A 23,848-nucleotide genomic window follows, 5' to 3' on the forward strand; every position below is an offset into this window, starting at 1 on the left:
TTGCTCTGAAAATTATGCGGTTGCTCTAACCGCGCCTGCCCGTTGCGAAGAGAAGATCGCCTGCAGGTTTGGGATGATGATGAATTCGCCGCCGCGCTTGACGAGGGCGTGCACATAGTCAGGACGCCAGCGCATGCCGACGATGGGGGGCGGTTCGCTCGCAGCTCGGGCGAGCTGGGTGACCTCGTGAACCTTGTCGGTTCGAATGCCGATCAAGCTTCTTTCTCCGTCGATCTCCAATCCGGTCACGACGATGCGGCTGTCGATCGTCACGTTACCAGGCTCCATGCCGAAGGCGACGCGGATGTCGGCAAGCGGGATGACCTTGCCGCGGAAATTGATGACGCTGCCGACAAAGGGCAGGCTGCCGGGAACGTTGGTTTCAGGCAGCAGGTCGAGGATTTCCTGAACGACGACCGCGTCGATGGCAAAGGTTTCGCCATTGAGGCTGAATGTCAGAACCGAGAGTTCCTCGGCGTCATTCCAAAAGGCGCGATAGTCCGATTTTACATCTGCTTCAATCATCCTGCTGCCCGCAATTGCGCCTCCTGATGTTGTCCGGCGGCGATCAGGTGGACGACATCAAGGATCAGGGCCACGTTGCCGTCGCCGAGAATGGTCGCGCCTGAAAAGGTTGAGACGTGGTCGTGGAGTTTCGACATTGATTTGATGACGGTCTGATGGTCGCCGATGATCTGATCGACAACGAGGCCGACGCGCTGGCTGCCGGTCGAGATGACCACAACCTTCTGATAGGGATCTGGCTCGGTGCCGGTCCGGAACAATTCGCGGAGCCGAACGAAGGGCACAAGGTCGTCGCGCAGCGAGATGAAACTGCGGCCGCGCGAACGCAGGTCCTGCTCGACCGAAAGCTCGAGGCATTCCTCGACGGCGGTCAGCGGGATCACGTAACGGCCGTTGCCGACGCGAACGAGGAGACCATCGATGATGGCAAGCGTGAGCGGGATTCTCAGAGCAATATCGGAGCCCTTGCCGAACTCGCTTGCGATATCGATCGACCCGCGCAAGGTCTCGATCGTCTTCTTCACAACATCCATGCCGACGCCACGGCCCGACAGGTTGGTGACCTTTTCGGCCGTGGAGAAACCGGGCTGAAAGATCAGCTGCAACAGCTCCTTGTCTGTAAGCTGGGCGCCGGGCTGAATGAGGCCGTTGGCTTCCGCCTTGGCGCGGACCTTCTGTCGGTCGATGCCGCGTCCGTCGTCCTTGATGGAGATGATCACTTCGCTGCCAGTCTGGTGCGCAGAGAGGATGACGCGGCCGCTGACGGGTTTGCCGGCCGCGATGCGGTCCTCCGGGCTTTCCAGGCCGTGATCGATGGAATTGCGCACGAGGTGAACGAGGGGGTCGGCGAGGCGATCGATGACGGTCTTATCGACCTCGGTGCTTTCGCCCTCGGTGATCAGCTCGATATCCTTGCCGGTTTCCCTGGCCAGATCATGGACCAGCCGCCGGAAGCGGCTGAAGAGGCTCGTGACCGGCATCATGCGCAGGACCATCATTGTGTCGCGCAGCTCTCCGGCCAGTCGTTCGATCTCTTCCGAGACCGAGCGCAGGCCAAGATCGGCAGCCGAATTCGCCATCTGGCTGAGCCGTGACTGGGCAATCACCAGCTCTCCGACCCGATCCATCATCTCGTCGAGACGCAAGGCCGGAATGCGGACATTGTCGGCCTGCTTTTGCCCCTTTGCATCCGCAGGCTGAGGCTTGCTTGTATCGCCCGGCTGGCTGGCTATCTTCGGCGACACCTCGATAACAGCCTTCTGCGGGCTTGAGGTCGCAAGCGCAGGGCTTTGCTGCTGCGGAGGCTGGAGTTCGCTAAGCTCCATCGTCATGTCGTCCATGACGAAGATGAAGACATCCTCGATATCGGAGCGCGGCTTGTCGGTCGTCAGCTGAACCGTCCAGCCCATATGGAGGTCACGCGGATCGAGATCCTGAAGCGCCGGAATGGCATCGATATTGGCGTCAACACGGCATTCGCCGAGTTCTCGCAGTTCATCGAGAAGACCGAGCGGATTGGTGCCGTTGGCCATGGAATTGGCGGGCAAGCTGAACTTCAGAAGCCATGTCTTGGCACCGCTGACGGCAGCGCCGGAGTTGGCAGAGCCTACCACCGTGGGAGCTGGCGCGGATGCTGTGGAGGCGCCATTGGCGCCAACGGCAAGACGCAGCTTTTCCAGGAGAACGGAGCTCATGGCCTCGTGATCGCCATTCGGGTTTTCCAGCAGCGCCTGCATGTGGCCCTGTGCATCGAGAACCGCGCCAACCAGCTCTTTCGTGGCGGGCGCCTCGCCCTTGCGGACGCGGTCGAAAGCCGTCTCGCAATGATGGGTGAAGGCAGCCAACTGGTCGAATCCGAACATGGAGCCCGACCCCTTGAGGGTGTGAAGACCCCTGAAGACGGTATCGATCTGAGCCCTGTCGCCCAGATCGCGCATCAGATCGAGGAGGCCGGCCTCGATCAGTTCGAGCTGCTCGGCGGCCTCCGTCCTGAAAACGGCGATCGGATCGAGATCGTTCATCTGCCCAGAACCTTGCGTACGATCTTGATCAGCGTTTCAGGATCGAAAGGCTTCGTCAGCCAACCGGTGGCACCGGCGGCCTTTGCCTGCTGCTTGAGATCGCCGTCCGATTCCGTGGTCAGGAAGATCACGGGCGTTCCCATATAGGCCGGCAGCTGCCGCAGACCGCGGATCATCGTCAGGCCATCCATGTTCGGCATGTTGAGATCGGTGACGATCAGGTCGAAATTGCCGGTCTTCATCTTGCCGAGGCCATCGGCGCCGTCGACTGCTTCGGTCACGGCATATCCGGCGTTGGTAAGGGCAATGCGCGTGGTCAGCCGAATGCTGGCGGAGTCATCGACGGTGAGAATATTTGCGCTCATGCTGCTTTTCCTTCTAGCCAGAAACTGTCTTTTTGCCGGTCTCCGCAGAGGAGGCCCGCGCGTTGCAGGACGGTGAGAAAATTGCCGTCTGCGGGTTTGCTCAATGCAAGTGCCACGCCCGCGTGGTCGGCCGTTTGCCGTGCGGACAGAAGCAATTGCGGTAGGGTAAGATCGATGTCCTCATTGCCGTCGACGTCGATGGTGAGCGAACGGCTGAGTGAGGCGGCCTCCTGGAGGTAGACCTGGATGATGTCTCTCACATTCGCGATGGTCTTGATGGTCAGGGGGCCATGAAGATGCAGAATTTCTGCCTGTCCGCTCATGCTGTTCCTCGCGATGGCTGAAGTGTGGCAACCGCCGTCACGGATACATTGTCGTCGTGCTGCGGTTCGAAGAGGTTCTTGATATCCGTCCAGCGACGGCAGAAGGCCGCGACGCAGGCGGGGTCGAAATGCGTCCCGCTGCTGTTGACGATCTCGCGGAATGCGTCGGCCATCGGCCATGCAGCCTTGTAGGATCGCTTCGAGCAAAGTGCGTCGAAGACGTCGGCTATCGCGACGATGCGCGCCTCGATCGGGATGGAAGCGGCCGAAAGACCTTTCGGATAGCCGCTGCCATCCCATTTCTCGTGGTGGCTTTCAGCGATCCTCTGGGCTGTTTGAATGAGTTTGCTCGAACTGTCGCCGAGGATTTCGCCGCCGAAGCCCGTGTGTTTCTGCATCTCCCGGCGCTCTTCGGCGCTCAAGGGGCCGGGCTTCGAGAGAATGGCGTCCGGGAGGCCGATCTTGCCGACATCGTGCAGGGCGCTGGCGAGAAAGATCGTGCGGCATTGGCGCTCGTCCAGGCCGACTTCCTCTGCGATCATGCGAGCGATGATCGCAACACGGTCCAGGTGATCTGCCGTCTCGCCGTGCCGGCAGGCGATCGCCTTTGAAAGGCGCCAGATGATCTCTTCCTCGCGCCGTTCGACCCGCTTCATTGCGGTGTCGAAATCATGCTGCAATGCGGTCGCCTTGGCTGCAAGTGCCAACCGTTCCTCGCCGATGCTGAGAATGTTGCGGACGCGGATCGTCAGCTCCGTCTCGTCGATCGGCTTGTTCAGGAATTCGGTAGCACCCGCCTTCATCGCAGCGAGCTTGATATCAGCCTCCTTGCGCGAGGTGATCATGATGGCGGGGACATGTGTGGTAAGTGGATTCTTACGCAGATGCGCAATGACTTCGATGCCGTTCATGCCGGGCATCATGTAGTCGACAAGAATGAGATCCGGCGTCCTGTCCGCGAATTGTTCGAGGGCATCGGCGGGACGGAGGAACGACAATACCTCGCTGCCTTTGATGGCTTCGACCGCCCGGCAAAGCGTGGCCACAACGGAAGGACTGTCATCTAGTACGAAGACGCGCATAGCTACCCCGCGGAGCGTCCGCGACACAGGCGCGGATCTACTCACGATTTATCGGCTTGGATGTTTTGGAGACCTTTCGAAGGAAAGGGCCGCGTCACAATGATTGTGAATCTTGGCTGAAGTAACGAAATCGTTAAATGGCTAACGGTGCGTTAAACCCACCCTCAACCGAGGGTTATTTCTATAATTAATTGCGCTAAAATGATAAGACTGCGTTTTTCTGATATTAAATATTCTCGGGGGAGAGGTGGCGGCGGCCGATGCGCGTCGATGATGGTGGGACGCCATAAAGGGCGCGATAGCGGGCCGCGAAATATCCCATATGGCTGAAACCCCAGCGTGCGGCTATGTCGGATATATTCTCGTCAAGATCGCCATGAAGCAGTTCGTGATGGATCTGCTGAAGCCGCAGCCGCTGAACGTAATTCAGAGGCTTCATGCCAACGTTCTGCTGGAAGGACAGCTGCAGGCTACGCACGCTCTGTCCGGCATTCCGCGCTATATCCAGCACCGTAAACTCGTCGCCCAGATGGTTTTGGATCCAGTCCAGCGCCCGTTTCAAGCTGCGCGGGCGAGCTGTCCGGATCACAGTCTTCTGCGTCGCGCGTGGCCACAATTGCATAAAGGCCGCGATCAGGGCTTCCTGAAAGAGAGATGCCCCCAGAGGGGAAGCGGCAAAGGGATGGTCTCCCGGCTCCAGTAGCAAGGCTGTCATGCGGTGGATCGTTCGCACACCTTTTGCGGAGATATCGGCGGCTGCGTCGAGGCGCTTGAAAAATGACTCGGGATCATCGTTTCCGACGTCGATCAGCGGCAGGCAAAGAATGCGGGGTATGGCGACCGCAATCTTGCGGGCGCCTCTGGAGGCCTTGAGCCTTGTACGGCTGGAAGATTGCAGCATGAAGGTTGTTCCTGCCGCCGCCTTGACCTCCTCTTCCTCCGTTTCGATGTGAAAGACACCACTCTCGACGAAGTGCAATTCGATGCGGTCGGAAGGCTGAAACAGGTAATTGATTTCATAACCCGTTTCCGAAAACGTCTTCCAGGCAACCATGTCGCGGATTGTCGACAGTGTGACCTCGATGTGGAAATGCGAGCTCTCCGGTGCGCGATCCAGTTCGACGGAGAGATCGGCAGCAGTCAGCCTTTCCTGCAGCTCGACTGGATCGCGAGACGACCACCCAAATTTGTCGACGGCAATGTTCATCTTTGTTAAATCAACTTTTGCGCGTTATTGCGGGAATAAAATTACAGGTAGAGCGCCGTTCGGCAGGCAGCGTTAATGCGCCCGGTGTCAGCTATAGAATGCCGGTCTTGCCCAGAGCTTTAGCCGGCAATGCACCGGAAGCAGTCTTTTCCGAATAGGTTTTCTTTCGGCTTCGATATTAACTCCATGTTTCTTAGTTCGCCTTAGTTTCCCCAATAAGGTCTTAGTGGGGTCCAAAATAGTATGGCGTATGCAGCGACGAGCCGAAAATTTGCAACTTCTGCGGATAGCTTTGTCGACCGCCTGGAAGGCGCCCGATTGCAGATCGAACAGCGTTTCCTGGATGGCGGCGCGGTTCTGATCACGGTGACGGAAGCCCTGGCCAAATTGGTCGGCCTGCTTGAGCACATCGGCAATTCGCTAAAGGAAGAGAATGCCGCGGAAGCCACCGGTCGTCTGCTTCAGACGGTTGAGCTGCTGCATGAATTGCCGCCCGCGGAAGTGCGCCGTCAGGATTGCGTCGCATCCATCGGTCGAACCGGCCGGCTCCTCGCAGAGCATGTCCTCTCGATGGAGGAAACCCTGCGTTACCTGAGGACCTTTGCCGCGACCGCAAAAATCGCCGGCGCGAGAATTCCGGATTTCTCCAGCTTCGCGAGCGAAATCGTCGAGCGTATCGAATTCGCCTCCAAGGAGGTTCGGGCTCTATCGCTGCAGATCCGCTCGCTGGAGGCGCAGATCGAATCCGCCGCCGCCAGCGAAGACAGCTCGCTGGGACAATATCTGGATGGCATTCCATCCATTGCCAAGCGCCTCATGTCGAACGCCGATGAAATTCAGGTCCAGCGCCGCAATCTGTCCGAACTGGCCGATAGCGTTTCCAGCCTTGCGCGGAAAATTCAGAACAAGGTCGCCCACACGCTCTCCGCCATGCAGATCGGCGACATCACGCGGCAAAGGGTTGAGCATTGCCAGGCCGTTCACTCGATCACGGAGGCCTATCTCGCCTCGGAAGCATCGGGCCTTGTTGCTGCAGATCGGCAACGCCTTTTTGAACTGGCCATGACGCTCAATTTCGAATTGCTCAATGAGACGACCAAGGGCTTCGATCGGGAGACGGTCAAGATCGTCGAGAATATCCGCAGCTTCAGCGGCGACATTCGAACCCTGCTCGATCTCTACCAGACCATGATGGCGCAGAGTGGAGATGACGGCAGAAGCCCGATCAACGCGCTGCGTGGCGATCTTTCCGCAGCCCGGGGCGTGGTCGATCGCATCGATGCCGCGGCGACCGGCGCAAACCGCTTGAGCGAAAAGACGTCGGAGATGGTCAAGGAATTGACCACCAGCATCCTCACCATCCAGCTCGTGCGCCGCGATATTCAATATATGGCTCTCAACACAAATCTGCGCTGCGGCAAGCTTGGCGAGGAAGGGCGCGCCATCAACGTTGTCGCCGGCGAGTTGCGTTCCTTTGCATCGCTGCTTGACGAGGATGCGGAGAAAATCCTGACCGGGCTGGGCACGCTCGAGACCCAGGCGAGCGGTTTGAAAGACTGGCGGCAGGCCACAGAGCGGGAAGAGACATCCGGCCCTGGCGCACATATCGACGCGGCACTGCTGCATATCACTGAGGCTGGGGCCTCCATGGACACGAATGTCAGGGAGCTTCGTCGCTGCGGCGAGGACATGACAGCGCAGGTCGCCGAGATCGTTAACAGCCTGGATTTCCGGGCGGGAATTGGCGAAACACTGGCTTCGTGCGCGCAGGAAGCCGGTCAGGCGCGCCGCGCGGTCAAGGATCTGAAGGGGCTGGAAGCGCCTTTGGCGGCCCTTTCCGAGAGCATTTTCAAGATCTACACCATGGCTGCCGAACGCGAGATACATGCGGGTGTTTTCGGGGCGGTAACGCCGATCGCCGAAAGCGCGCCGGCTTTGGCAAATGACGACGAGTTGTTCGCAGACGCTCTCTTCTAGTCGCGGCCCAGCTCACTCCTGTCATCGACGGATCTCGTGGGTGAAATCTCATCTGTGCGCCAGCTTCGTAAGCTGTTACTTCCCATTTCCGGCACTGCCCATGATAGGCTGACCTTGTCCTGACACTCCCTTGACAATTCCCGTGCAGACGGTTCGGCACAACCATAGTTGCCGGGCATTTGCATGAATCAGAACACGTCGATCGCAGTCGCGCCAGAAGGCGCAATATCCAGCATTCCGCTTCGCGGCACGGCGCCGCCAATTATCGGCGAACCGCAGCAATCCCGATATTTCCTGTTGTGGAGACTATTGACGTTCGGTCTGCGGGTGCGTTGGAAGCGTGCGCTTCTGCTTTGGCTTCGCTTTGCGGCCAATCCGCTTTTGACCATTCGATGGTGGCGCTTCATCGCGGCGTTTACAGCCGCGCGGGGATTTCCTCCTCCGCATGATGAATTGCTGCAGAAGCCGTTGTCGAAGTTTCTTGTCTTCGGCATGAGCAGTTCGAAACGGCTTACGCTTCTGATGGACCATTTCTCGATTGCCGAACGGATACTATCACGCGAGAGCATGATAAGTCTTTGGCGTGGCGAATGGCTGGAGATGGGTACGGTCCCGGGTCGCTGCGAAACATATGCATGTTTCATTGCGCTCGCCGATCGCAGCGGCGGTCGCCATGAGGGTGCATTTGCCATCAAGCTCCTGCGCCTGCGGGACCAGGCCGTTCTTTGCACGGCGCGGTTCATGTTTCTCCGGGAGGGCACGGAAGGTCGCTACACATTCGTCGTCGGCAGCATGCAGGGTCCGCGCAATGCGAAGCAGCAGATCGTCGATGTGACACGCGATCTGTCAGGCCTGCGTCCGAAAGAAGCGATGCTGATCGTGCTGCAGGGGCTGACGATCGAGGGCGGTGCACCGCACTTCCTCGCGGTCTCGCAGGACAGGCATCCGATCCACTATCGCCGCGGAAGCCGTCGGTCGATGATGGTCTCGAATGTCGATGCCTTCTGGGCGGAGCGCTGCGGTCAACCGGAAGGCACTTACGGCTTCACCGTTCCGCATTCCAAAATCTACGGAGCGGACAAGCGCAGCCGTAGCAAGCTGTGGTTCTACAATATCGGCGAACTCTTCCATTAGGGGATGAGCGGGCCTCGACATCAAAGGCTGGGCGAGCGCTAGGCGCTCTTCTTCGTCAGATGGATCGTGACCATCGCTCCGCCTTCCGGTCGGTTGGCGAATTCGAGGCGCCCGCCATGGGCAACGACGATCGCCTGCACCACCGAGAGGCCTAGTCCCGTACCGCCTGTCGCGCGGGAGCGGGAGGGATCGCCGCGCCAGAACGTGTTGACGGCGACGGCATCCATACCCTCCGGAAATCCGGGGCCACGATCGAGAATGCGGATGACGACGCTTTCGTCTAGCAATTGCCTTGTCTCACATCGCAGCCAGCCGCCGTCTGCGGCATAACGGCAGGCATTCTCTAGCAGCGCCAGAACGGCTTGGCGGATCCGCGGTGAATCTGCCGATGTCCAGGCAGGTTGCAGGTCGGTCTCTACCTGAATCTTGCTCGCATCCAGCATCGGCTTGGCGGAAGCAAGGACACCTTCGACGAGTTGAGATATATCGATCCGCTGACGCTCCATGACTAGCTTCTGGCCAATGGCCAGGGACAGGGTGCGCAGATCCTCGACGATCCGACCCAGGCCTTCGACCTGAAGAAGGAGATCGGATATGATCTTGCGGTCCATCGGAAAGATGCCGTCAATCATGCTCTGCAACGACCCCTGAAGGATCGTCAGCGGTGTCCGCAACTCGTGCGCAACCGCCATGTTGTTGAAGCGCAACCGCTTTTCCATGGTGTCGAGGCTTGTCGCGAGTGCGTTGAAGGTCTCGACAAGGCTCGAGACCTCGCGCGTGCTGTGATGAGATGCGGCCACGCGGACAGAGAAATCACCGGATTTGAGGCCCTCGGCGGCGGAAGTGAGCTCGGCAAGCGGGCTTGCGAGCCGGCGCGCCAGATAGACGCCGATGAGCGCGCAGATCAATGCCGAAAGCAAACCGCAGATCAGAACGGACATCAGAACCTTGAAATCCGTCGGTTCGGCCAGTGTATTGAGATGATCGAAGAGGATCTTGAGAGAATCGCCGTCAGGAACCTTGTTCTCGCCCAGCATCTTGTAAGCGGCTGCGGCCCTGGGCGGCAGGCCGTCGGTGATGGTCTTCTCCAGATAGTTCGCATACCAGTTGACCCCCAAGTATGTCAGGCCGACGCTCAGAAGCAGCATGATGGCTGTGACGATGGCGGTGAGGGTGGCAAGCGGCAGGCAGGGAAATCTCAGTTTCTTCATCTCGGATCCGAAAAACGATAGCCAATGCCGCGCACGGCAGGGAAAAAGCCCTGCTGCCCCATATCCTCGAACTTGCGCCTGAGATTGGAGATATGCGTGTCGACGGTGCGCACCAGGGCATCGCTTTCCGGCAGACAGGCATCGAGGATGTCTGCGCGGGCGAAGGCCTGGGTCGGATGCCGGATCATATAGGCAAGGATCCGGAATTCGCTGAGTGTCAGGGATAGCGGGATGCGGGACCCGTCCTTGTTGACGAAAACGGTGTAGCTGCTGAAATCGACTTCCATGTCGCCGAAACGGCGAACCGTCTCGGCGCGGTTTCCTTGCGTCCGACGCAGAACCGCCCTGACACGGGCGACGACTTCCTGCGGATTGAAGGGTTTGACGACATAGTCATCGGCACCGAGCCTCAGGCCGCTCAGGCGGTCGATGTCGTCGGCAATGGCGGTGACCATGATGACCGGTGTCGAGCCGGCCTGGCGCAATCGGCCGAGCACCCCGAAGCCATCCAGCTTCGGCAGGCGCACATCGAGGAGCACGATGTCCGGTTTCAGAAGAGCATGATGCTGAAGCGCGGTTTCGCCATCGGCGGCACGCACGGTTCGAAAGCCATCCCGCTTCAGATAGCCCTCCAGTATCTGTGCGATTGCCGGTTCATCCTCCACAATGAGAACGAGACTGTTGTCCACCTTAGTGCCCTGTGTTTCTTCTGTTTTCGGCCTTGCCGCTGGAATCGCACTATCGCGAACAAAACCGACTTCCGCAATTTCCAAACAGCCTCCCGACCGTCTAGAGACCGGATCTGAACACGGCCTTGATCCGATCTCCGCCAATTCTTGACAATCGAGCCTCACCTTGCCGCCATTCCAGCCTCGGGAGATACGGCATGTGGAAATTTGCATTGCACCCTTGGAGTTCCACCTCCAATGGAGCGCGCCTGCGTCAGTCTGAGTCATCTGCAAATGCCGATGGAGGTCTCGCCGTCATCGGTATGTTGATCGTGTGGACCAGTTTCATCTTCGTGGTCTTCCCCATGCTTGATCTCGCGGTGACACGCCTGTTCGCCCACGGACGGGTATTCTGGCTGATGGAGAACCCCTTTCTGAAAGGGGTGAGGGACATCAGCCGCCAGAGCCAGACCTATCTCCTTCCCGGCATGGCGCTGCTCATCGCGCTGCGTGCCTTCCTGCCGGGGCGATTTCGCATTTGCCCTCCGCACAAGCCCCTGTTCGTGCTCCTGAGTTTTGCTGCGGGGCCGCTGGTCATCGTGCAAATATTGAAAGTGGTTATCGGACGCGTGCGTCCTCGCGAGCTTGTGGAGTTTGGCGGCACGGCGGACTTCACGCCGGTATGGCAGTTTTCCGCCGCATGTGCGCGTAATTGCTCCTTCCCTTCGGGTGAAGCCGCCGCCGCTGCGGCCGCTCTTTCGCTGCTCGTTTTCGTGCCCGCAAAACATAGATGGATTGCGGCGGCGATATTGACACCCTGCCTTCTGTTCATTGCGTTCAACCGCGTCATCTTCGGCGCCCACTTCTTGTCGGATGTGATGCTTGGCTGGCTGCTGACGATGTTTGCCATGATCTGGATCTGGCGGTGGGTGGATGGCAATGCGAGGGCGATCGACCGCTTCTTTGCTCGGCTAGTGTTCGGGCGAGCTTGATAGACATATGCGGGGCAGAGGTTCGCCCCAGCATAGCCCCCTCCGTAGTCGGCGATCGAGCTTGCAGATTGTGTCCGGCAGGACACAGGACGCCGCCAACCGAACGCATATTACAGGCCTTAATACAACGTTTGTTCACCTTTTCTTCGTTTAGGAGTTACCTATTTATCGCTGGCCCACCCGCCAAGTAGGACCGAGGCTCGGTGTGGGCTGACGATACATGGGCTTGGGTAGGGTCTTTCGGGTGAGAGTGACGGGATGGGGTTGGTAGATTGGGCGCTGGGCGGCTTCGCCGACATTGAAAGTCGAGGGCGCACACGCAAAAGCCATTACGAACCATGGATCGTGCTTGCCATGGAAGGCTTCGAGCGGGAGATGCTGGCTTTTTACCGGCGCTCGCAGTTCAAGATTGTTCACAAGACCGCCGCCTGAGTGCGCAGATCAGGCATATATCTGTTATCGCTAAATAATGTCCCTTGGCGGCCTTGCCGCGTTCGGCCGCTGTGCTAGTCTGCCGGGATATTTCCTGCGTGGAGAATTTCCAGATGATTGCGGTGCGCGAACCGATCCTGCATCCCGTTCCGATCGAAGAACTAAGACCCACCCAGATCACCGTCGGCATGCGCGAGGTCAGGGCCAAGCGAAAGGCTTGGCGCACCAAGGCCGAGGCTGACGGCGACAAGGCGGGTGAATTCCTCGGGAATCACATGATACCCGCCGTACGCGGTCCACGCGGCCGGTACTATGTCATCGATCACCATCACCTTTCGCTCGCGCTCCACGAGGAGGGCGTGAAGGACGTGCTGGTGACGACTGTTGCCGATCTCTCCCGGCTTGATCGCGATTCCTTCTGGTTCGTCATGGATTGCCATGACTGGATGCATCCCTTCGATGCGGAAGGAAAGCGGCGTGGCTATGAGGATATTCCGAAAAGCATCAAGGGTTTGGTCGACGATCCCTACCGTTCTTTGGCCGGCGAATTGCGGCACGTCGGCGGCTACGCCAAAGATACGACGCCGTTCAGCGAATTTCTCTGGGCGGATTTCCTGCGCCGCCGTGTGAAGCCGAAAGATCTTGAACGGGATTTCGATGCATCGCTGGCAAAAGCGCTCAAGCTTGCCAAAAGCAGGGATGCCGATTACCTGCCCGGCTGGTGCGGTACGGTTCCCGAATAATCTTGTCTGCCCCGCGTTCTCGCCCAAACGCGGAGGCAATTTGGCGATCTTATAAATCGCGACAGGCGGATGCTCGGGCCGCAAGCAGTCTTAGCCGAGCCACATGGACAGTTCGATGTCCTCGGCGAAAGGCGTCGATGTGTAGCCGTTCTCTGGCGAGCGCACCCGTGCGAGATATTCAGGGCAGAAGTCTGCATTATCAGCGACGATCAGCGCACCTGGCCTGAGGCGGCTTTCGACCAGGCTTAAGATGTCTGGATAGAGCGCCTTGGCGCCATCGAGCAGCAGCAGGTCGATAGCCTCGGGAAGGTTGGTGCTCAGCGTTTGCAGTGCGTCCCCTTCGCGGATTTCCACCAGATCGATGAGGCCGCCGGCCGTCAGATTGTTGCGTGCCCGCACTACCTTGGAGGGCTCGAACTCCGTGGTGATCAAGTGGCCGCCGCCATTATCCCGCAGCGCGGCCGCGAGGTAGAGGGTCGAGATGCCGAAAGAGGTTCCGAATTCAACGATCGTCCGAGCTCGGGTGCTTCGCGCCAGCATATAGAGCAACATGCCGGTCTCCCGCGAAATGGCGAGCGGGATGTCCTTCATGTGGGCGTAGAAATCGAGGTAGTCGGTCTTGCTCCGCACAAGACGCGCGCGCTCCTCTGAGGAAAGCCCGGTCCAGTAGTCGGCAACCGAAGGCATTGTTGCGGGTGATGCTGCGTCGGCTTCCTCGAATAGGCGATCGAGCAATGATGCAAGCGGCGCAGTCGTCAGGGTGGTCATGAATGTCTCCGTTTTCCAAAGGCGTTTGGTTCGGAGCAAAAATACGAATAAACCGTCGCGTTTTCTATTCGCGTTGCCGGAGAGCGCCGCGAGCGGTCGGGCATGAGATTGAAATATATGGGAAAATTTCGGGTTATGAATTGCGGTACGAAGCTCGTTCCTCTGGATTTTGAGGAAAGCGTTCGCATTTCGGAGAGGGTCCATCTGTAGCGCGCAAGATCAGATGGCAACGGAAACAGGTTTGGTTGAAGGCGATGTAGGTGGTCAAGGTGAGGATAGAAGTGTCACCTTCTCATAGCTGGACGGGTGGCAGGTGAGGCATGCGAAACACGAGAACCTTTTGCCGAGTGTGTTCGTATGGAAGTATGGTCCAAATGGCCGCACGGTATCGAGCGGCTCTGCTCCCACAAAGAAGAGATAACGTGCTTTCACTGCCCGAAGTGCGACAACTAGAAAAACTATGATGTCGATTCCATACTGGATGAGCGCGGCCGGGCCATTTTCATGTACAGCATCGAGAATTGGTAGAGAGGGAATGCCTTGCGACTGAACGCCAAGGCGTGTTTCGGCTGTTTCACAGCAATTTGGAGCGACTCCGTCAACCGTCGCTAATTGGGTAGCGTTGTCGCCAAATGGATTGCCACTACAAGGCAGCCCTCTTTATCAAGGCATCCAACGCGCGTGATCAAACCGGCGGGAATGAAAAAATGGAGAAATGGCTCCTCGTCTATAATTGCCAAACATATGGTGTCGGCAATTCGATGCAGCTGCTTAATCCGGACATTACGATCGACGCCGTCGACAATTACATATTCATGCACAACGTCGACAAGTTCGCGGAATCGTTGCCGACATACTCCAGGATGATCATACATCCATACTTCAAAGGCTTGGACTTCGACTTCTCGCTCGCGCAAAATCTCAGTCTTCTTCCGTCTATCAGTTTTGACGCTTATCACCCCGATCTCTGCTACGCTCATTCAGGCGCTGAAGTAGACGGCCCAATGAGCGTGTACCACTCTACGATCGTATTGGCCGCTTATCATATCGGGCTGTCCATCGAAGCAACGCGCAAGCTATTTCGAAGAGACGTTTTCGAGAAATGCGGATTCTTCGACAGATGGGAAGCGAGCCGCACGCGTCTATTGAAGGACTTTTCTGAGTTTGGTCTGGATATCTCCTCGGCCTTTCGGCGATGGTCGCGCACTGAATCGTTCATGTACTCGCTGAACCATCCAAAAATCCAATGCCTCTACGATTTAGCCCGTATGTTTATGCAGCATCTCGGCGTCGACACTCGGGAGGGTAGAGTGTTGCCGCTCGATAACCTGGTGAACGGCCCCTGTTATCCAATTTATCCGGAAATCGGCGAAGCTCTGGGCGTCAATGGTTCCTACCTTTTCAAGGTTGCAGGAGAATATCGCCTGATATCGCTGGAGAAATTCATAGAATTGAGTTTCGCGGCTTATGCTGAGCACCCTCCAGGCTCCATTGTTGCGGCCCCCCCGTTTCAGAAGAGCTACGCCAAGGTTAAAGCGGCCATAGTCGAAGCGACCGTGGCCGCATAGCCCGTCGAACCAATCTACAGCTGACGTCCGTCTCGGCATGGCCTGTGATCGGGGTTGCCGCCACTGCTTTCCGTTCTCCCAAGGTTTCGAAGCCCTTCAAATTGTCGTTTAAGAAAGGCAAGATCGTCGTCACCCATGGCAGCGTGCTGACCAGGGAGCCGGATTCGATGGCCGATCGCACTTCCTGGTTGTTACATTCTTCGGTATTCACGGTCTCGATCCCGACGGCCCGGAGCCTTCCTGGATGATTGGCATGCAGGGTACTCCACCTCGGTCGTAACGATAGACCTCCGGGTTGCTTCGTGCCTAGCTGCATGCTTGCGGAGCGTGTAAAATGCGACTAATTCGTCAATTTCACCACTTGCATTGCCAGTTGCCGACATGACCGATCGCCCAAGAGCCCAGATTTCTTCGCGAAAGCTGCCGAAGCAGGCACGCTCGACGGAACTCGTTGCCGCGATCTTGCAGGCGGCGGCTCAGGTTTTGGCGAAAGAGGGGGCTCAACGTTTCACCACCGCGCGTGTCGCGGAGAAGGCTGGCGTCAGCGTCGGCTCGGTCTATCAATATTTCCCCAACAAGGCAGCAATCCTCTTCCGGCTCCAGAGCGATGAATGGCGACAGACGACCGATTTGCTGCGCGATATCCTTGAGGATAAGGGGAGGCCGCCGCTCGACCGGCTGCGTGCGCTCGTTCATTCCTTCATCCGTTCCGAATGCGACGAGGCTGCGATGCGCGTGGCGCTGAGTGACGCTGCTCCACTCTATCGCGATGCGCCGGAGGCCCGTGAGGCAAGAGCATCGGGTGACGTTACCGTCCGGCGCTTCATGCAGGAGGCATTGCCTGACGTGTCCGGGGAAACCCGTGCTCTGGCGGCGGATTTGATCACGACGACGCTTGCTACCGTCGGAAAGCAATTTTCGGAGACGCCGCGAACTCAAGCCGAGATCGACGCCTATGCGGATGCGATGGCGAATATGTTTTGCGCCTATCTCGAAAGCCTCAAACGCGAATAGGGCTATGTTCCAGGCATGGCCCTTCGTTGCGGCGACAGCGATCATGTTGACACCCGCTCGGCAAGCGCCTATGGGAAAGGCCAGCCAGACATTCTGGCCGTAAGCGTTTGACGTCAAGCAACGCACTCAACGACCCTCGTCGGTCGGAGTGCGTTTTTTTGTGCCTCCGCCGATCGAGTAAAGCCTGGAGATTATCATGGCTTTCCAATCGATACGTGATCCGGCGCACGGCCGCCTGCTGCTGCTGAGCGCCATTCTCTTCATTTCCTATCTTTGTGTCGGCATGTCGCTTCCGATCGTGCCGATCTATGTCACCGGGAAACTTGGGCTCGGCAATGGCTGGGCCGGTCTCGGGGTCGGCATCGCCTTTCTTGCGACCATCGTGACGCGAGGCTATGCCGGCAGTCTGTCGGACCAGCGTGGCGCCAAGGTCGCGGTGGCGCGCGGGCTGGCCTTTTATGCCGCAGGAGGGCTGACCTCACTGGGCGCCGGCCTGCTGATCCCAACGCCGTGGACATCCTATCTGCTTCTCATTGCCGGCCGGCTGCTTCTGGGGTTGGGCGAAAGCCTGGTTGCCGTCGGGGTTATTGCCTGCGGGATAGGTTTCGTCGGGCCTGCGCGCTCGGGTAAGGTGCTGGCCTTGGTCGGCGCGGCCATCTACGGCGCCCTTGCCGTTGGCGCTCCGGTCGGGCTGGTATTGCTCGACCGGTTCGGATTTGCTGGCTCCATGGCAATCGGTGCAGTCCTGCCCTGCCTCGGGCTATTGGCGATCTGGCGGCTTCCAGGCGTTGCTGCCCATCCAGGCGCCGAGCGCCCGCCATTCTGGAGCGTGGTCGGCAAGATCTGGCTGCACGGGTCGATCGTATGCCTTCAGGGCATAGGCTTTGCCGCGATCGGGGCCTTCTTCACGCTCTACTTTATCGACCGTGGCTGGAACTATGCCGGGCTGGGGCTAACGGCCTTCGGCTGCGGTTTCGTTCTGGTGCGGTTGCTCTTTGGACATTTGCCGGATCGCATTGGCGGGCTTCCAGTCGCAGCCGGATCGCTTGCTGTCGAGATCGTCGGGCAATTCCTGATCTGGAACGCGACAGATCCGATGCTTGCGTTGGCCGGTGCGTTTTTGACGGGTCTCGGATGCTCGCTGGTCTATCCGTCGATGGGGCGCGAGGTCGTGCGTCTTGTCGAGCCAAATCTGCGCGGCACGGCTCTGGGCGGCTTCTCGGCTTTCCAGGATCTTGCCTACGGACTGACTGGCCCCTTGGTGGGATTGCTGGCCGACCGGGCCGGATATGACAGCGTCTTCCTGATCGGCACGGTTGCCGCATCGGTCGGCCTGCTGATCGCCCTCTCCCTGCTGCGAGCGCGGGCAACGGCGTTCAGTTGAGCGAAAGCATGGTCCCCGCCGCCTGGCCGGGGACCATCCGGTTCACCTCATGCTGATACTGGCTTTACGCTGATAGTGACCTCGGCTGGCCAGGTTACGTAATAATATTTGCCGTTGAGATTGCCGAAGAAGGCATTTTGCCCGGTCGGCTTGTCGACGTAGCTTCCGTCGCCCGTCCGTGTGAAGCTGCCCTTGTCGCTTCGCTTCAGATGGTCCTTCAGAAACTCGTTCCAGTTATCGGTTGCGATCTTTTCAGGTTTGGCGGCCTTGCTGGTCTTGTCATCCGGGTTCCAGGCATCGATCTCGACGCCCTTGGTCGGGTCGGACACGGATAGGGTACCGTTCTTGAGGGCGGTCAGCATCGCCTGTGCCTGTTTGCCGTTGACGGGATCGTTGACAGAGGCTTTCAGCTTCGCAGTGAGGGCCTTCATGAAATCGCTCGATGTGATGTCGTTGGTTACCTTCGGAGCGGTCGGCGGCGGCGTGGTTTTCGTCGTGCCATTGTGTCGCTGCAGACCCTCCAGGAGGGTGTTGAGTTTGCTGTTGGAATGGACCGAACTGGAAGAGCCGCCTGAGAGCAGGCTCGTCGATCTCGTTATTTGCGATGTGTCGTCGTCAACGGCGTTCCCAACGCGCAACGTCCGCAAAGCGAGCTGCGTGTTGTAAAGCCGCAGCGAATTGATGTTGTTCACCATGCCGATATCTCCTGATCTGCACCAATGGCACATCAGTGCTCGTTTGGCGTAGGCCCCCAAATCCCGAGAGGACGCATGCGCCATCCCGTTGCAAGCCATATCTTCTCAGGCTTGCACGAGGCTAGATTTGCAGACCCTGCGTTGTATCCGGAGGGCTGATCAGCAATGAGATGCGGGTAGAGATGTCTGCAGGGCAGTCCTTTGTCGAGGCTCAGCCAGTCCAGGTCGCAGCCGTATCCTGTACAAAATGGCCTGATGATACTTCCTGATAGCTTCGCTTCGGCGGCACATAGTCGTGGGGCCGGATCGCGCTTTTGATTTCTTCGCGCTGGGCTTGCGGTTGCATGCCGCGCCGCGTGGGGTCGGGGATCGGCACGGCCGAAATCAGGCGGCGGGTATAGGGATGCTGCGGATTGTCGAAAATGGCGGCACGCGGGCCGATCTCGACGATCTCGCCCAGATACATCACGGCGACGCGATGGCTCATGCGTTCGACAACGGCCATGTCGTGCGAGATGAAGAGATAGGCAAGGCCGTGCTTGTCCTGTAGGTCGAGCAGCAGATTGGAGACCTGCGCCTTGACGGAAACGTCGAGGGCCGAGACGGCCTCGTCGGCGATGATGAATCTCGGATTAAGTGCCAGCGCCCGGGCGATGGAGATGCGCTGCCGTTGGCCGCCGGAAAATTCATGCGGATAGCGACTGGCAACGGCGGCCGACAGGCCTACCTGATCGAGCAGTTCGGCGACGCGATCCTTGGCTTCTCGCCGGCCCATGAGCTTATGCGACAACATGGGTTCGATGATCGCCGCGCCGACCGTCATGCGTGGATTGAGCGAGGCGAAAGGATCCTGGAAAATGATCTGCGCCATGCGGCGCATGGTCCGCAGTTCCTTGGCTCCCGCCTTGGTCACGTCCTTGCCGTCGATGGCGACGGAGCCGGCCGTCGCCTCGATGAGGCGCATGATCGTGCGCCCGGTCGTGGATTTGCCGCAGCCGGATTCGCCGACGAGCGAGAGTGTTTCGCCAGGGCGAAGATCGAAGGAAACGTCTTCGACGGCGTGAACGCGGCCGTTCGGCAGATCGAAGCGGACGGCGAGATTGTCCACTTTTAGGATCGGCGCGATGCTCTGCGCCACCGGCTTCATCTCGCGGCCTTCCGTGGCCTCGCCGGTCTTGGCGTCGACCTCCGGAAAGCGCCTTGGAGATTCAGTCTCGCCCATGGTGCCGAGGCGCGGGATCGAGGCCAGAAGCGACTTCGTGTAGATTTCCTTCGGTGCCGCAAAAATATCCGTCGTGACGCCGGTCTCGACCATGTCGCCGCGGAACATGACGACGGTGCGGTCGGCCACCTCCGCTACCACGCCCATGTCATGGGTGATGAAGAGGACGGCCATATTCTCTTCGCGCTGCAGCTCGCGGATGAGGTGTAGGATTTCGGCCTGGATGGTGACGTCGAGCGCCGTCGTCGGCTCGTCGGCGATCAGGAGTTTTGGTCGGCAGGCAAGCGCCATGGCGATCATCACGCGCTGGCGCATGCCGCCGGAGAATTTATGCGGATATTCGTGGAGCCGCGACTTTGCCGCCGGAATGCGCACGCGCTCCATCAGCCGCAAGGCCTCAGCCTCGGCAGCTTTCCAGGAGAGGTTCTGGTGCAGCACCAGCGCTTCGGCGATCTGGTTGCCTATCGTGAAGACCGGATTGAGCGAAGTCATCGGCTCCTGGAAGATCATGCCGATGGAGCCGCCGCGAACCGAACGCATTTCCGCTTCCGAAACGGTGAGGAGATCCCTGCCCGAAAGCAAGATCTTGCCGTCGCAGCGCGCCTTGCCCGGAGGCAGCAGGCGCATGGTCGACAGCGCCGTCACGCTCTTGCCCGAGCCCGACTCACCGACGATGGCGACGGTTTCGCCGGCGGAGACCTGCAGATTGATGTTGCGGATGACCGCGCGCCAGCCTTCGGCCGTCTTGAACGAGGTCGTCAGATTTTCGATCGAGAGAACCGGTTGGATCGTGTCAGCCATGATCAGCTCTCCTTTGCCAGGCGCGGATCGACCAGATCGCGCAGGCCGTCGCCGAGCAATTGCAGCGACAGCACCGAGAAGACGATGGCAAGGCCAGGGAAGACCATGAGCCAGGGTGCGTTGTTCATGAATTCGCGGCCGGAGGCGAGCATGGTTCCCCAGGTCGGCATGTCGGAGGAGACACCGACGCCGAGGAAAGAAAGACTCGCTTCCGCGAGCATTGCCGAGGCGAAGACGAAGGTTGCCTGCACCAGAATGGGTGATGCGAGATTGAGCAGGACATGGCGGCCGAGGATCTGCCAGGTCGGCAGGCCCATCGAGATGGCGGCTTCGATGTAGGGCAGTTCCCGCAGAACCAGTGTCGAGCCGCGGACGATGCGGGCAAGACGCGGCGCATAGGTGATGCCGAGCGCCAGGATCACGGTGACAAGCGATGGCCCGAGAGCCGCGACGAGCGCGATGGCGAGAAGAATGTCGGGAAAGGACATCATTGCATCGAGCAGCCGCGAGATCGGCGCGTCCAGCCTGCGGAAATATCCAGCGATGACGCCGAGGAATACGCCGAGCAGGGTGGAGATGCAGACGACACCGAGGCTGACCAGCAGCGAGATACGGCCCGCGAAGATCGCGCGGGAGAAGATATCACGCCCAAATTCGTCGGTGCCGAAGATATGGGCTGTCGACGGGGCCTTCAGCTTGTTGATGATCGAAAGCTTGTTCGGCGCGTAAGGGGCGATCCAGGGCGCCAGGATGGCCGCTACGATGACGATGAGCAGAATGAGCGCACCGAACAGCATGGCGCGGTTGCCGAACAGGCGCCGCAGGCTCGAAGCGAAGGGAAGTGTGAAGGAGCCGAGCATCATAGGCGCACCCTCGGATCGACGAGAATATAGAGCATGTCGACAATGAAATTGATGAGCACATAGATGGCCGCGACCACCAGAAGCGCGCCCTGGATCACCGGATAGTCGCGCCGCAGAACGGCGGAGACGACAAGATTGCCGACGCCGGGCAGACCGAAGACGGTCTCAGTCACGACTGCTCCGGCAACGAGCATGGCGACGGAGAGGCCGATGACGGTGATGATCGGGATCATCGCATTTTTGAGCGCATGCTTCAGGATGACGCGGCCTTCGCTCGCTCCCTTGGCGCGGGCTGTGCGCACATAGTCGTCGCCGAGCACGTCGAGCATGGCGGCGCGGGTGAAGCGGGTGATCATTGCCGAATTGACGACGCCTAGCGTGATCGCCGGCAGGACGAGGTGGTGCAGACGCTCGAGGAAGTCGGTATCCGGTCCGCCATAGCCCGAGGCCGGGAACCAGCCCTGGCCGACGGCCAGGATCTGTATCAGCATCAGGCCGAGCCAGAAGCTCGGAACGCTCGCCGCGACCATGGTGAGGACGACGACGATCTGATCGAAGATCGTTCCCCGCTTCACCGCCGAGATGATCCCGACGGGAAGCGCAATCGCCGTGGCGATCAGAATGGAAAACAGCGTCAGGAAGAAGGTCGGCTCGGCGCGGGCCGCCAGCGCCTGCGTGACGGGCTGGTTGAGAAAGATCGATTGCCCGAGGTCGCCCTTGAACAGGCCAAGCACGAACTGACCGTATTGAACGAGCAGCGGTGCATCGAGCCCCATCTTGGCCCGCAATTGTGCGATGTCCTGCGGCGTGGCGTCAGCGCCCAGCATGACGGCAGCCGGATCGCCCGGGGTGACCCGGACGATGATGAAGACGACCGTCACGACAAGCGCGAGCACGATCACCATGCCTCCAAGACGTCGCAAAAGCGCCTGGGCGATCTTTGCCATGTGCCTTAGCCTTACTTCTTCGGGGTGACGTTCCAGAAATGCGGCCAATAGGTCGGCGTATAGCCGGTGACCGATGCGGAAATACCCGAAAGAGCGTTGAAGTTGCCGACCTTGTAGAGAGGCGCATCGTCGTAAATGACGGTCTGGATGCCTGCCCACGCCTTCTGCTTCGCGTCGTCGCTCGTCGCGTCCATGTAGGTCGAGACAGCCTTGGCCTTCTGGTCAGAGACATACCAGCCGGGATAGCTGTCCGTGATCGTGTTGATCGTTGTCGGATCGCCGGGGAAGTTGGAGTGGGTGATGAAGATATCCCATTCCTTCGGATCTGCGCGGCGGGTCGTCAGCGTTGCCCAATCGACGACCTGCATGTCGACCTTGAAGCCGGCAGCCTCCAGATAGGCCTTGGCGACCTCGCCGATCTTGTAGTGGAATTCATACTGGCGGCTGGTTAGAAGCCGGATCGGCGTGCCGTCATATCCGGCATCCTTCAGCAGCTTCGCCGCCGTGTCGGGATCGCCATCGCCGTAACGGACGATGCCGGCATCGGTGTGCCAGAAGGATCCCTTCGGGAAGAAGGCGCCATCGACGCTGAAGAAGCGCTGGTCGTTGAAGGCGGCGAGCATCATGTCGGAAGAGTTCAGCGCTGCCTGCACGGCCTGGCGCAGCGGCTTCTTGGTCAGCAGGCCCTGCTTCATGTTCATGTTGAGCGACACCCAGCCGGTATTCTCGAAGATGACGGGCTTGGCATTGCCGCTCTTTTCGATGCGGTCATAGGCGCTGACTGGCAGGGAGTCGGCAAAATCGAACTGCCCGGAAATCAGGCCTTCGACGCGGGTATTGGCGTCCGGCACCGGCACGAAGCGGATTTCCTTGGCGACAGCTTCGCGCTTGCCGGCATAGTTGTTCGGCTCACCCTCGGGCGACTTGTAACCATCGAAGCGTACCAGCTGCGTATATTGGTCCGGCTTGCGTTCCTTGAGCATGTAGGGGCCGGTGCCGATGAAATCGGTAAGTGTATCGGCAACCTTGGCGGCGGGCATGATGATCGAGGACTGCGAAAGGGTAGCGAGCAGCGGCGCATAGCGCGACTTCAGCTTGAAGACCACGGCGTGATCACCATCGGCCGTCAGACTGTCAACGATGGTGGCGACCTGCTTGCCCTTGGAGTTGACGTTCATCCAGCGCTTCAGCGAGGCCACGACATCCTTTGAGCCGAAATCGCTGCCGTCATGGAATTTCACGCCTTCGCGCAGCGGAATGCGGTAGGTGAGGCCGTCTTCGGAAATCGTCGGCTGAGCGGCTGCAAGTAGCGGAACGGACTTCCATTGGGCGTCGTAGGTATAGAGCGTTTCGAAAATATGCTGGTCGACCGTCAGCACGATATCGGTCGGGGTCTGCATGGCGTCGAGGGTGGGCAATTCGCCGATGGTGGCGACGGTCAGAACGCCGTCCGAGGTCTGGGCGATCGCCAGATTACTGGTACCGGCGAGCATCGCCAATGTGATCAGAACCAATGCGCTTTTCATCATCATCCCCTTTTATTGTCAGCCGCCCCTTCAGGGCCGTCGCTCTTGTCAATCAGCATGCATCCAGCCGGCTTTCATCCGGTCGGATGTCAGGTTCAAGGCATGGCGGTTCGCTAAGGCGTTGGCCGCTGCTCGCATGTCGCCGCGATGTTCCGTCGGCTCATGGTGATCGAATATGGGCAGCATTCAGACCCGGTTGATTTTCGGAAGGCCCGCTACTGCGTGTTCACCCGTTCATATTTAGTAATGTAATTTTTTTTCTTAATAACGACATGACAACCGGTCTTGTCAACGGGTTTTCATTCTCACGCCCATTTCTATGTAAATTATTTTCGTAAATCATCAGTTTTACACACGGATTTTCATGGATCGGAGTGCCC

Annotated in this window: 22 protein-coding genes; 8 read left to right on the top strand and 14 right to left on the bottom strand. The window is 59.1% G+C overall.

All coding sequences use genetic code 11. The annotated features are described in order from the left end of the window. Positions 1-12 precede the first annotated feature (12 nt). From BSK43_RS33695 to BSK43_RS33720, 6 genes are all read right to left on the bottom strand, one after another. Positions 13-525, bottom strand: a complete 513-nt coding sequence (locus BSK43_RS33695) for a chemotaxis protein CheW (RefSeq protein WP_077470154.1) — start codon at positions 523-525, stop codon at positions 13-15. Next, positions 522-2,546: a chemotaxis protein CheA gene (locus BSK43_RS33700; protein WP_077470155.1), complete on the bottom strand. Its 2,025-nt coding sequence runs from the start codon at positions 2,544-2,546 to the stop codon at positions 522-524. Before BSK43_RS33700 ends, BSK43_RS33695 begins: the two co-directional genes overlap by 4 nt. Further along, positions 2,543-2,911, bottom strand: coding sequence for a response regulator (locus tag BSK43_RS33705; RefSeq protein WP_077470156.1), 369 nt, complete (start codon positions 2,909-2,911; stop codon positions 2,543-2,545). Before BSK43_RS33705 ends, BSK43_RS33700 begins: the two co-directional genes overlap by 4 nt. Next, on the bottom strand, positions 2,908-3,234 hold the full coding sequence (locus BSK43_RS33710; RefSeq protein ID WP_068395553.1) for an STAS domain-containing protein: 327 nt from the start codon (positions 3,232-3,234) through the stop codon (positions 2,908-2,910). Before BSK43_RS33710 ends, BSK43_RS33705 begins: the two co-directional genes overlap by 4 nt. Next, positions 3,231-4,316, bottom strand: a complete 1,086-nt coding sequence (locus tag BSK43_RS33715) for an HD domain-containing phosphohydrolase (protein WP_077470157.1) — start codon at positions 4,314-4,316, stop codon at positions 3,231-3,233. Before BSK43_RS33715 ends, BSK43_RS33710 begins: the two co-directional genes overlap by 4 nt. A gap of 226 nt (positions 4,317-4,542) precedes the next feature. Continuing rightward, positions 4,543-5,523, bottom strand: a complete 981-nt coding sequence (locus BSK43_RS33720; RefSeq protein ID WP_077470158.1) for an AraC family transcriptional regulator — start codon at positions 5,521-5,523, stop codon at positions 4,543-4,545. A 318-nt stretch (positions 5,524-5,841) separates the two neighbouring features. On the opposite strand from BSK43_RS33720, the gene BSK43_RS33725 reads away from it, so the two are divergent. Beyond that, a complete protein-coding gene (locus BSK43_RS33725; protein ID WP_077470159.1) occupies positions 5,842-7,500 on the top strand; it encodes a hypothetical protein in 1,659 nt (552 codons plus the stop codon). Positions 7,501-7,683: 183 nt separating this feature from the next. Beyond that, positions 7,684-8,634 carry a DUF535 family protein gene (locus BSK43_RS33730; RefSeq protein ID WP_077470160.1) on the top strand — a complete coding sequence of 317 codons (951 nt, stop codon included), beginning with the start codon at positions 7,684-7,686 and terminating at the stop codon, positions 8,632-8,634. Between the two features lie 38 nt (positions 8,635-8,672). Here the strand turns inward: BSK43_RS33730 and BSK43_RS33735 are convergent, their stop codons facing one another. Together BSK43_RS33735 and BSK43_RS33740 are read right to left on the bottom strand one after the other, a co-directional pair. Next, entirely contained in the window at positions 8,673-9,845 is a 1,173-nt protein-coding gene (locus BSK43_RS33735; RefSeq protein WP_205910688.1) for an ATP-binding protein, read from the bottom strand. Further along, positions 9,842-10,534, bottom strand: a complete 693-nt coding sequence (locus BSK43_RS33740) for a response regulator (RefSeq protein ID WP_077470358.1) — start codon at positions 10,532-10,534, stop codon at positions 9,842-9,844. Before BSK43_RS33740 ends, BSK43_RS33735 begins: the two co-directional genes overlap by 4 nt. Positions 10,535-10,731: 197 nt before the next feature. Here BSK43_RS33740 and BSK43_RS33745 point away from each other — a divergent pair, with 197 nt between their 5' ends. From BSK43_RS33745 to BSK43_RS33750, 3 genes are all read left to right on the top strand, one after another. After that, a complete protein-coding gene (locus BSK43_RS33745) occupies positions 10,732-11,505 on the top strand; it encodes a phosphatase PAP2 family protein (RefSeq protein WP_077470161.1) in 774 nt (257 codons plus the stop codon). A gap of 258 nt (positions 11,506-11,763) precedes the next feature. Next, positions 11,764-11,937 carry a hypothetical protein gene (locus tag BSK43_RS35315; RefSeq protein WP_169055500.1) on the top strand — a complete coding sequence of 58 codons (174 nt, stop codon included), beginning with the start codon at positions 11,764-11,766 and terminating at the stop codon, positions 11,935-11,937. A 113-nt stretch (positions 11,938-12,050) separates the two neighbouring features. Then, complete coding sequence (locus tag BSK43_RS33750) at positions 12,051-12,680, top strand: ParB-like protein (protein ID WP_077470162.1); 630 nt, start codon at positions 12,051-12,053, stop codon at positions 12,678-12,680. A 90-nt stretch (positions 12,681-12,770) separates the two neighbouring features. Here BSK43_RS33750 and BSK43_RS33755 read toward each other — a convergent pair whose 3' ends face one another. Further along, the gene (locus tag BSK43_RS33755; protein ID WP_077470163.1) at positions 12,771-13,448 is read right to left on the bottom strand and encodes an O-methyltransferase; all 678 of its coding nucleotides are present in this window, start codon (positions 13,446-13,448) and stop codon (positions 12,771-12,773) included. A gap of 632 nt (positions 13,449-14,080) precedes the next feature. On the opposite strand from BSK43_RS33755, the gene BSK43_RS33760 reads away from it, so the two are divergent. The 3 genes from BSK43_RS33760 to BSK43_RS33770 all read left to right on the top strand — a co-directional run bounded on the left by BSK43_RS33760 (position 14,081) and on the right by BSK43_RS33770 (position 17,414). After that, complete coding sequence (locus BSK43_RS33760) at positions 14,081-15,016, top strand: WcbI family polysaccharide biosynthesis putative acetyltransferase (RefSeq protein ID WP_246662775.1); 936 nt, start codon at positions 14,081-14,083, stop codon at positions 15,014-15,016. Between the two features lie 381 nt (positions 15,017-15,397). Further along, positions 15,398-16,030 (top strand): TetR family transcriptional regulator, encoded by a 633-nt coding sequence (locus tag BSK43_RS33765; protein ID WP_077470361.1) that lies wholly within the window; start codon positions 15,398-15,400, stop codon positions 16,028-16,030. Positions 16,031-16,226: 196 nt separating this feature from the next. Continuing rightward, positions 16,227-17,414: an arabinose transporter gene (locus BSK43_RS33770; protein ID WP_077470165.1), complete on the top strand. Its 1,188-nt coding sequence runs from the start codon at positions 16,227-16,229 to the stop codon at positions 17,412-17,414. Between the two features lie 47 nt (positions 17,415-17,461). On the opposite strand, the gene BSK43_RS33775 is transcribed toward BSK43_RS33770, so the two are convergent. From BSK43_RS33775 to BSK43_RS33795, 5 genes are all read right to left on the bottom strand, one after another. Then, positions 17,462-18,109 carry a hypothetical protein gene (locus tag BSK43_RS33775; RefSeq protein WP_077470166.1) on the bottom strand — a complete coding sequence of 216 codons (648 nt, stop codon included), beginning with the start codon at positions 18,107-18,109 and terminating at the stop codon, positions 17,462-17,464. Between the two features lie 211 nt (positions 18,110-18,320). After that, a complete protein-coding gene (locus BSK43_RS33780; protein ID WP_077470167.1) occupies positions 18,321-20,132 on the bottom strand; it encodes an ABC transporter ATP-binding protein in 1,812 nt (603 codons plus the stop codon). 2 nt (positions 20,133-20,134) lie between these two features. Further along, the gene (locus BSK43_RS33785; protein ID WP_077470168.1) at positions 20,135-20,995 is read right to left on the bottom strand and encodes an ABC transporter permease; all 861 of its coding nucleotides are present in this window, start codon (positions 20,993-20,995) and stop codon (positions 20,135-20,137) included. Further along, positions 20,992-21,933 carry an ABC transporter permease gene (locus BSK43_RS33790; RefSeq protein ID WP_077470362.1) on the bottom strand — a complete coding sequence of 314 codons (942 nt, stop codon included), beginning with the start codon at positions 21,931-21,933 and terminating at the stop codon, positions 20,992-20,994. The genes BSK43_RS33785 and BSK43_RS33790 overlap by 4 nt, the downstream gene beginning before the upstream one ends. Positions 21,934-21,953: 20 nt before the next feature. Continuing rightward, positions 21,954-23,468 (bottom strand): ABC transporter substrate-binding protein, encoded by a 1,515-nt coding sequence (locus tag BSK43_RS33795; RefSeq protein ID WP_348641769.1) that lies wholly within the window; start codon positions 23,466-23,468, stop codon positions 21,954-21,956. Positions 23,469-23,848 lie beyond the last annotated feature (380 nt).

The sequence above is a fragment of the Rhizobium sp. P44RR-XXIV genome (assembly GCF_001999485.2).
In the GTDB taxonomy this organism is placed as follows: Bacteria; Pseudomonadota; Alphaproteobacteria; order Rhizobiales; family Rhizobiaceae; genus Rhizobium.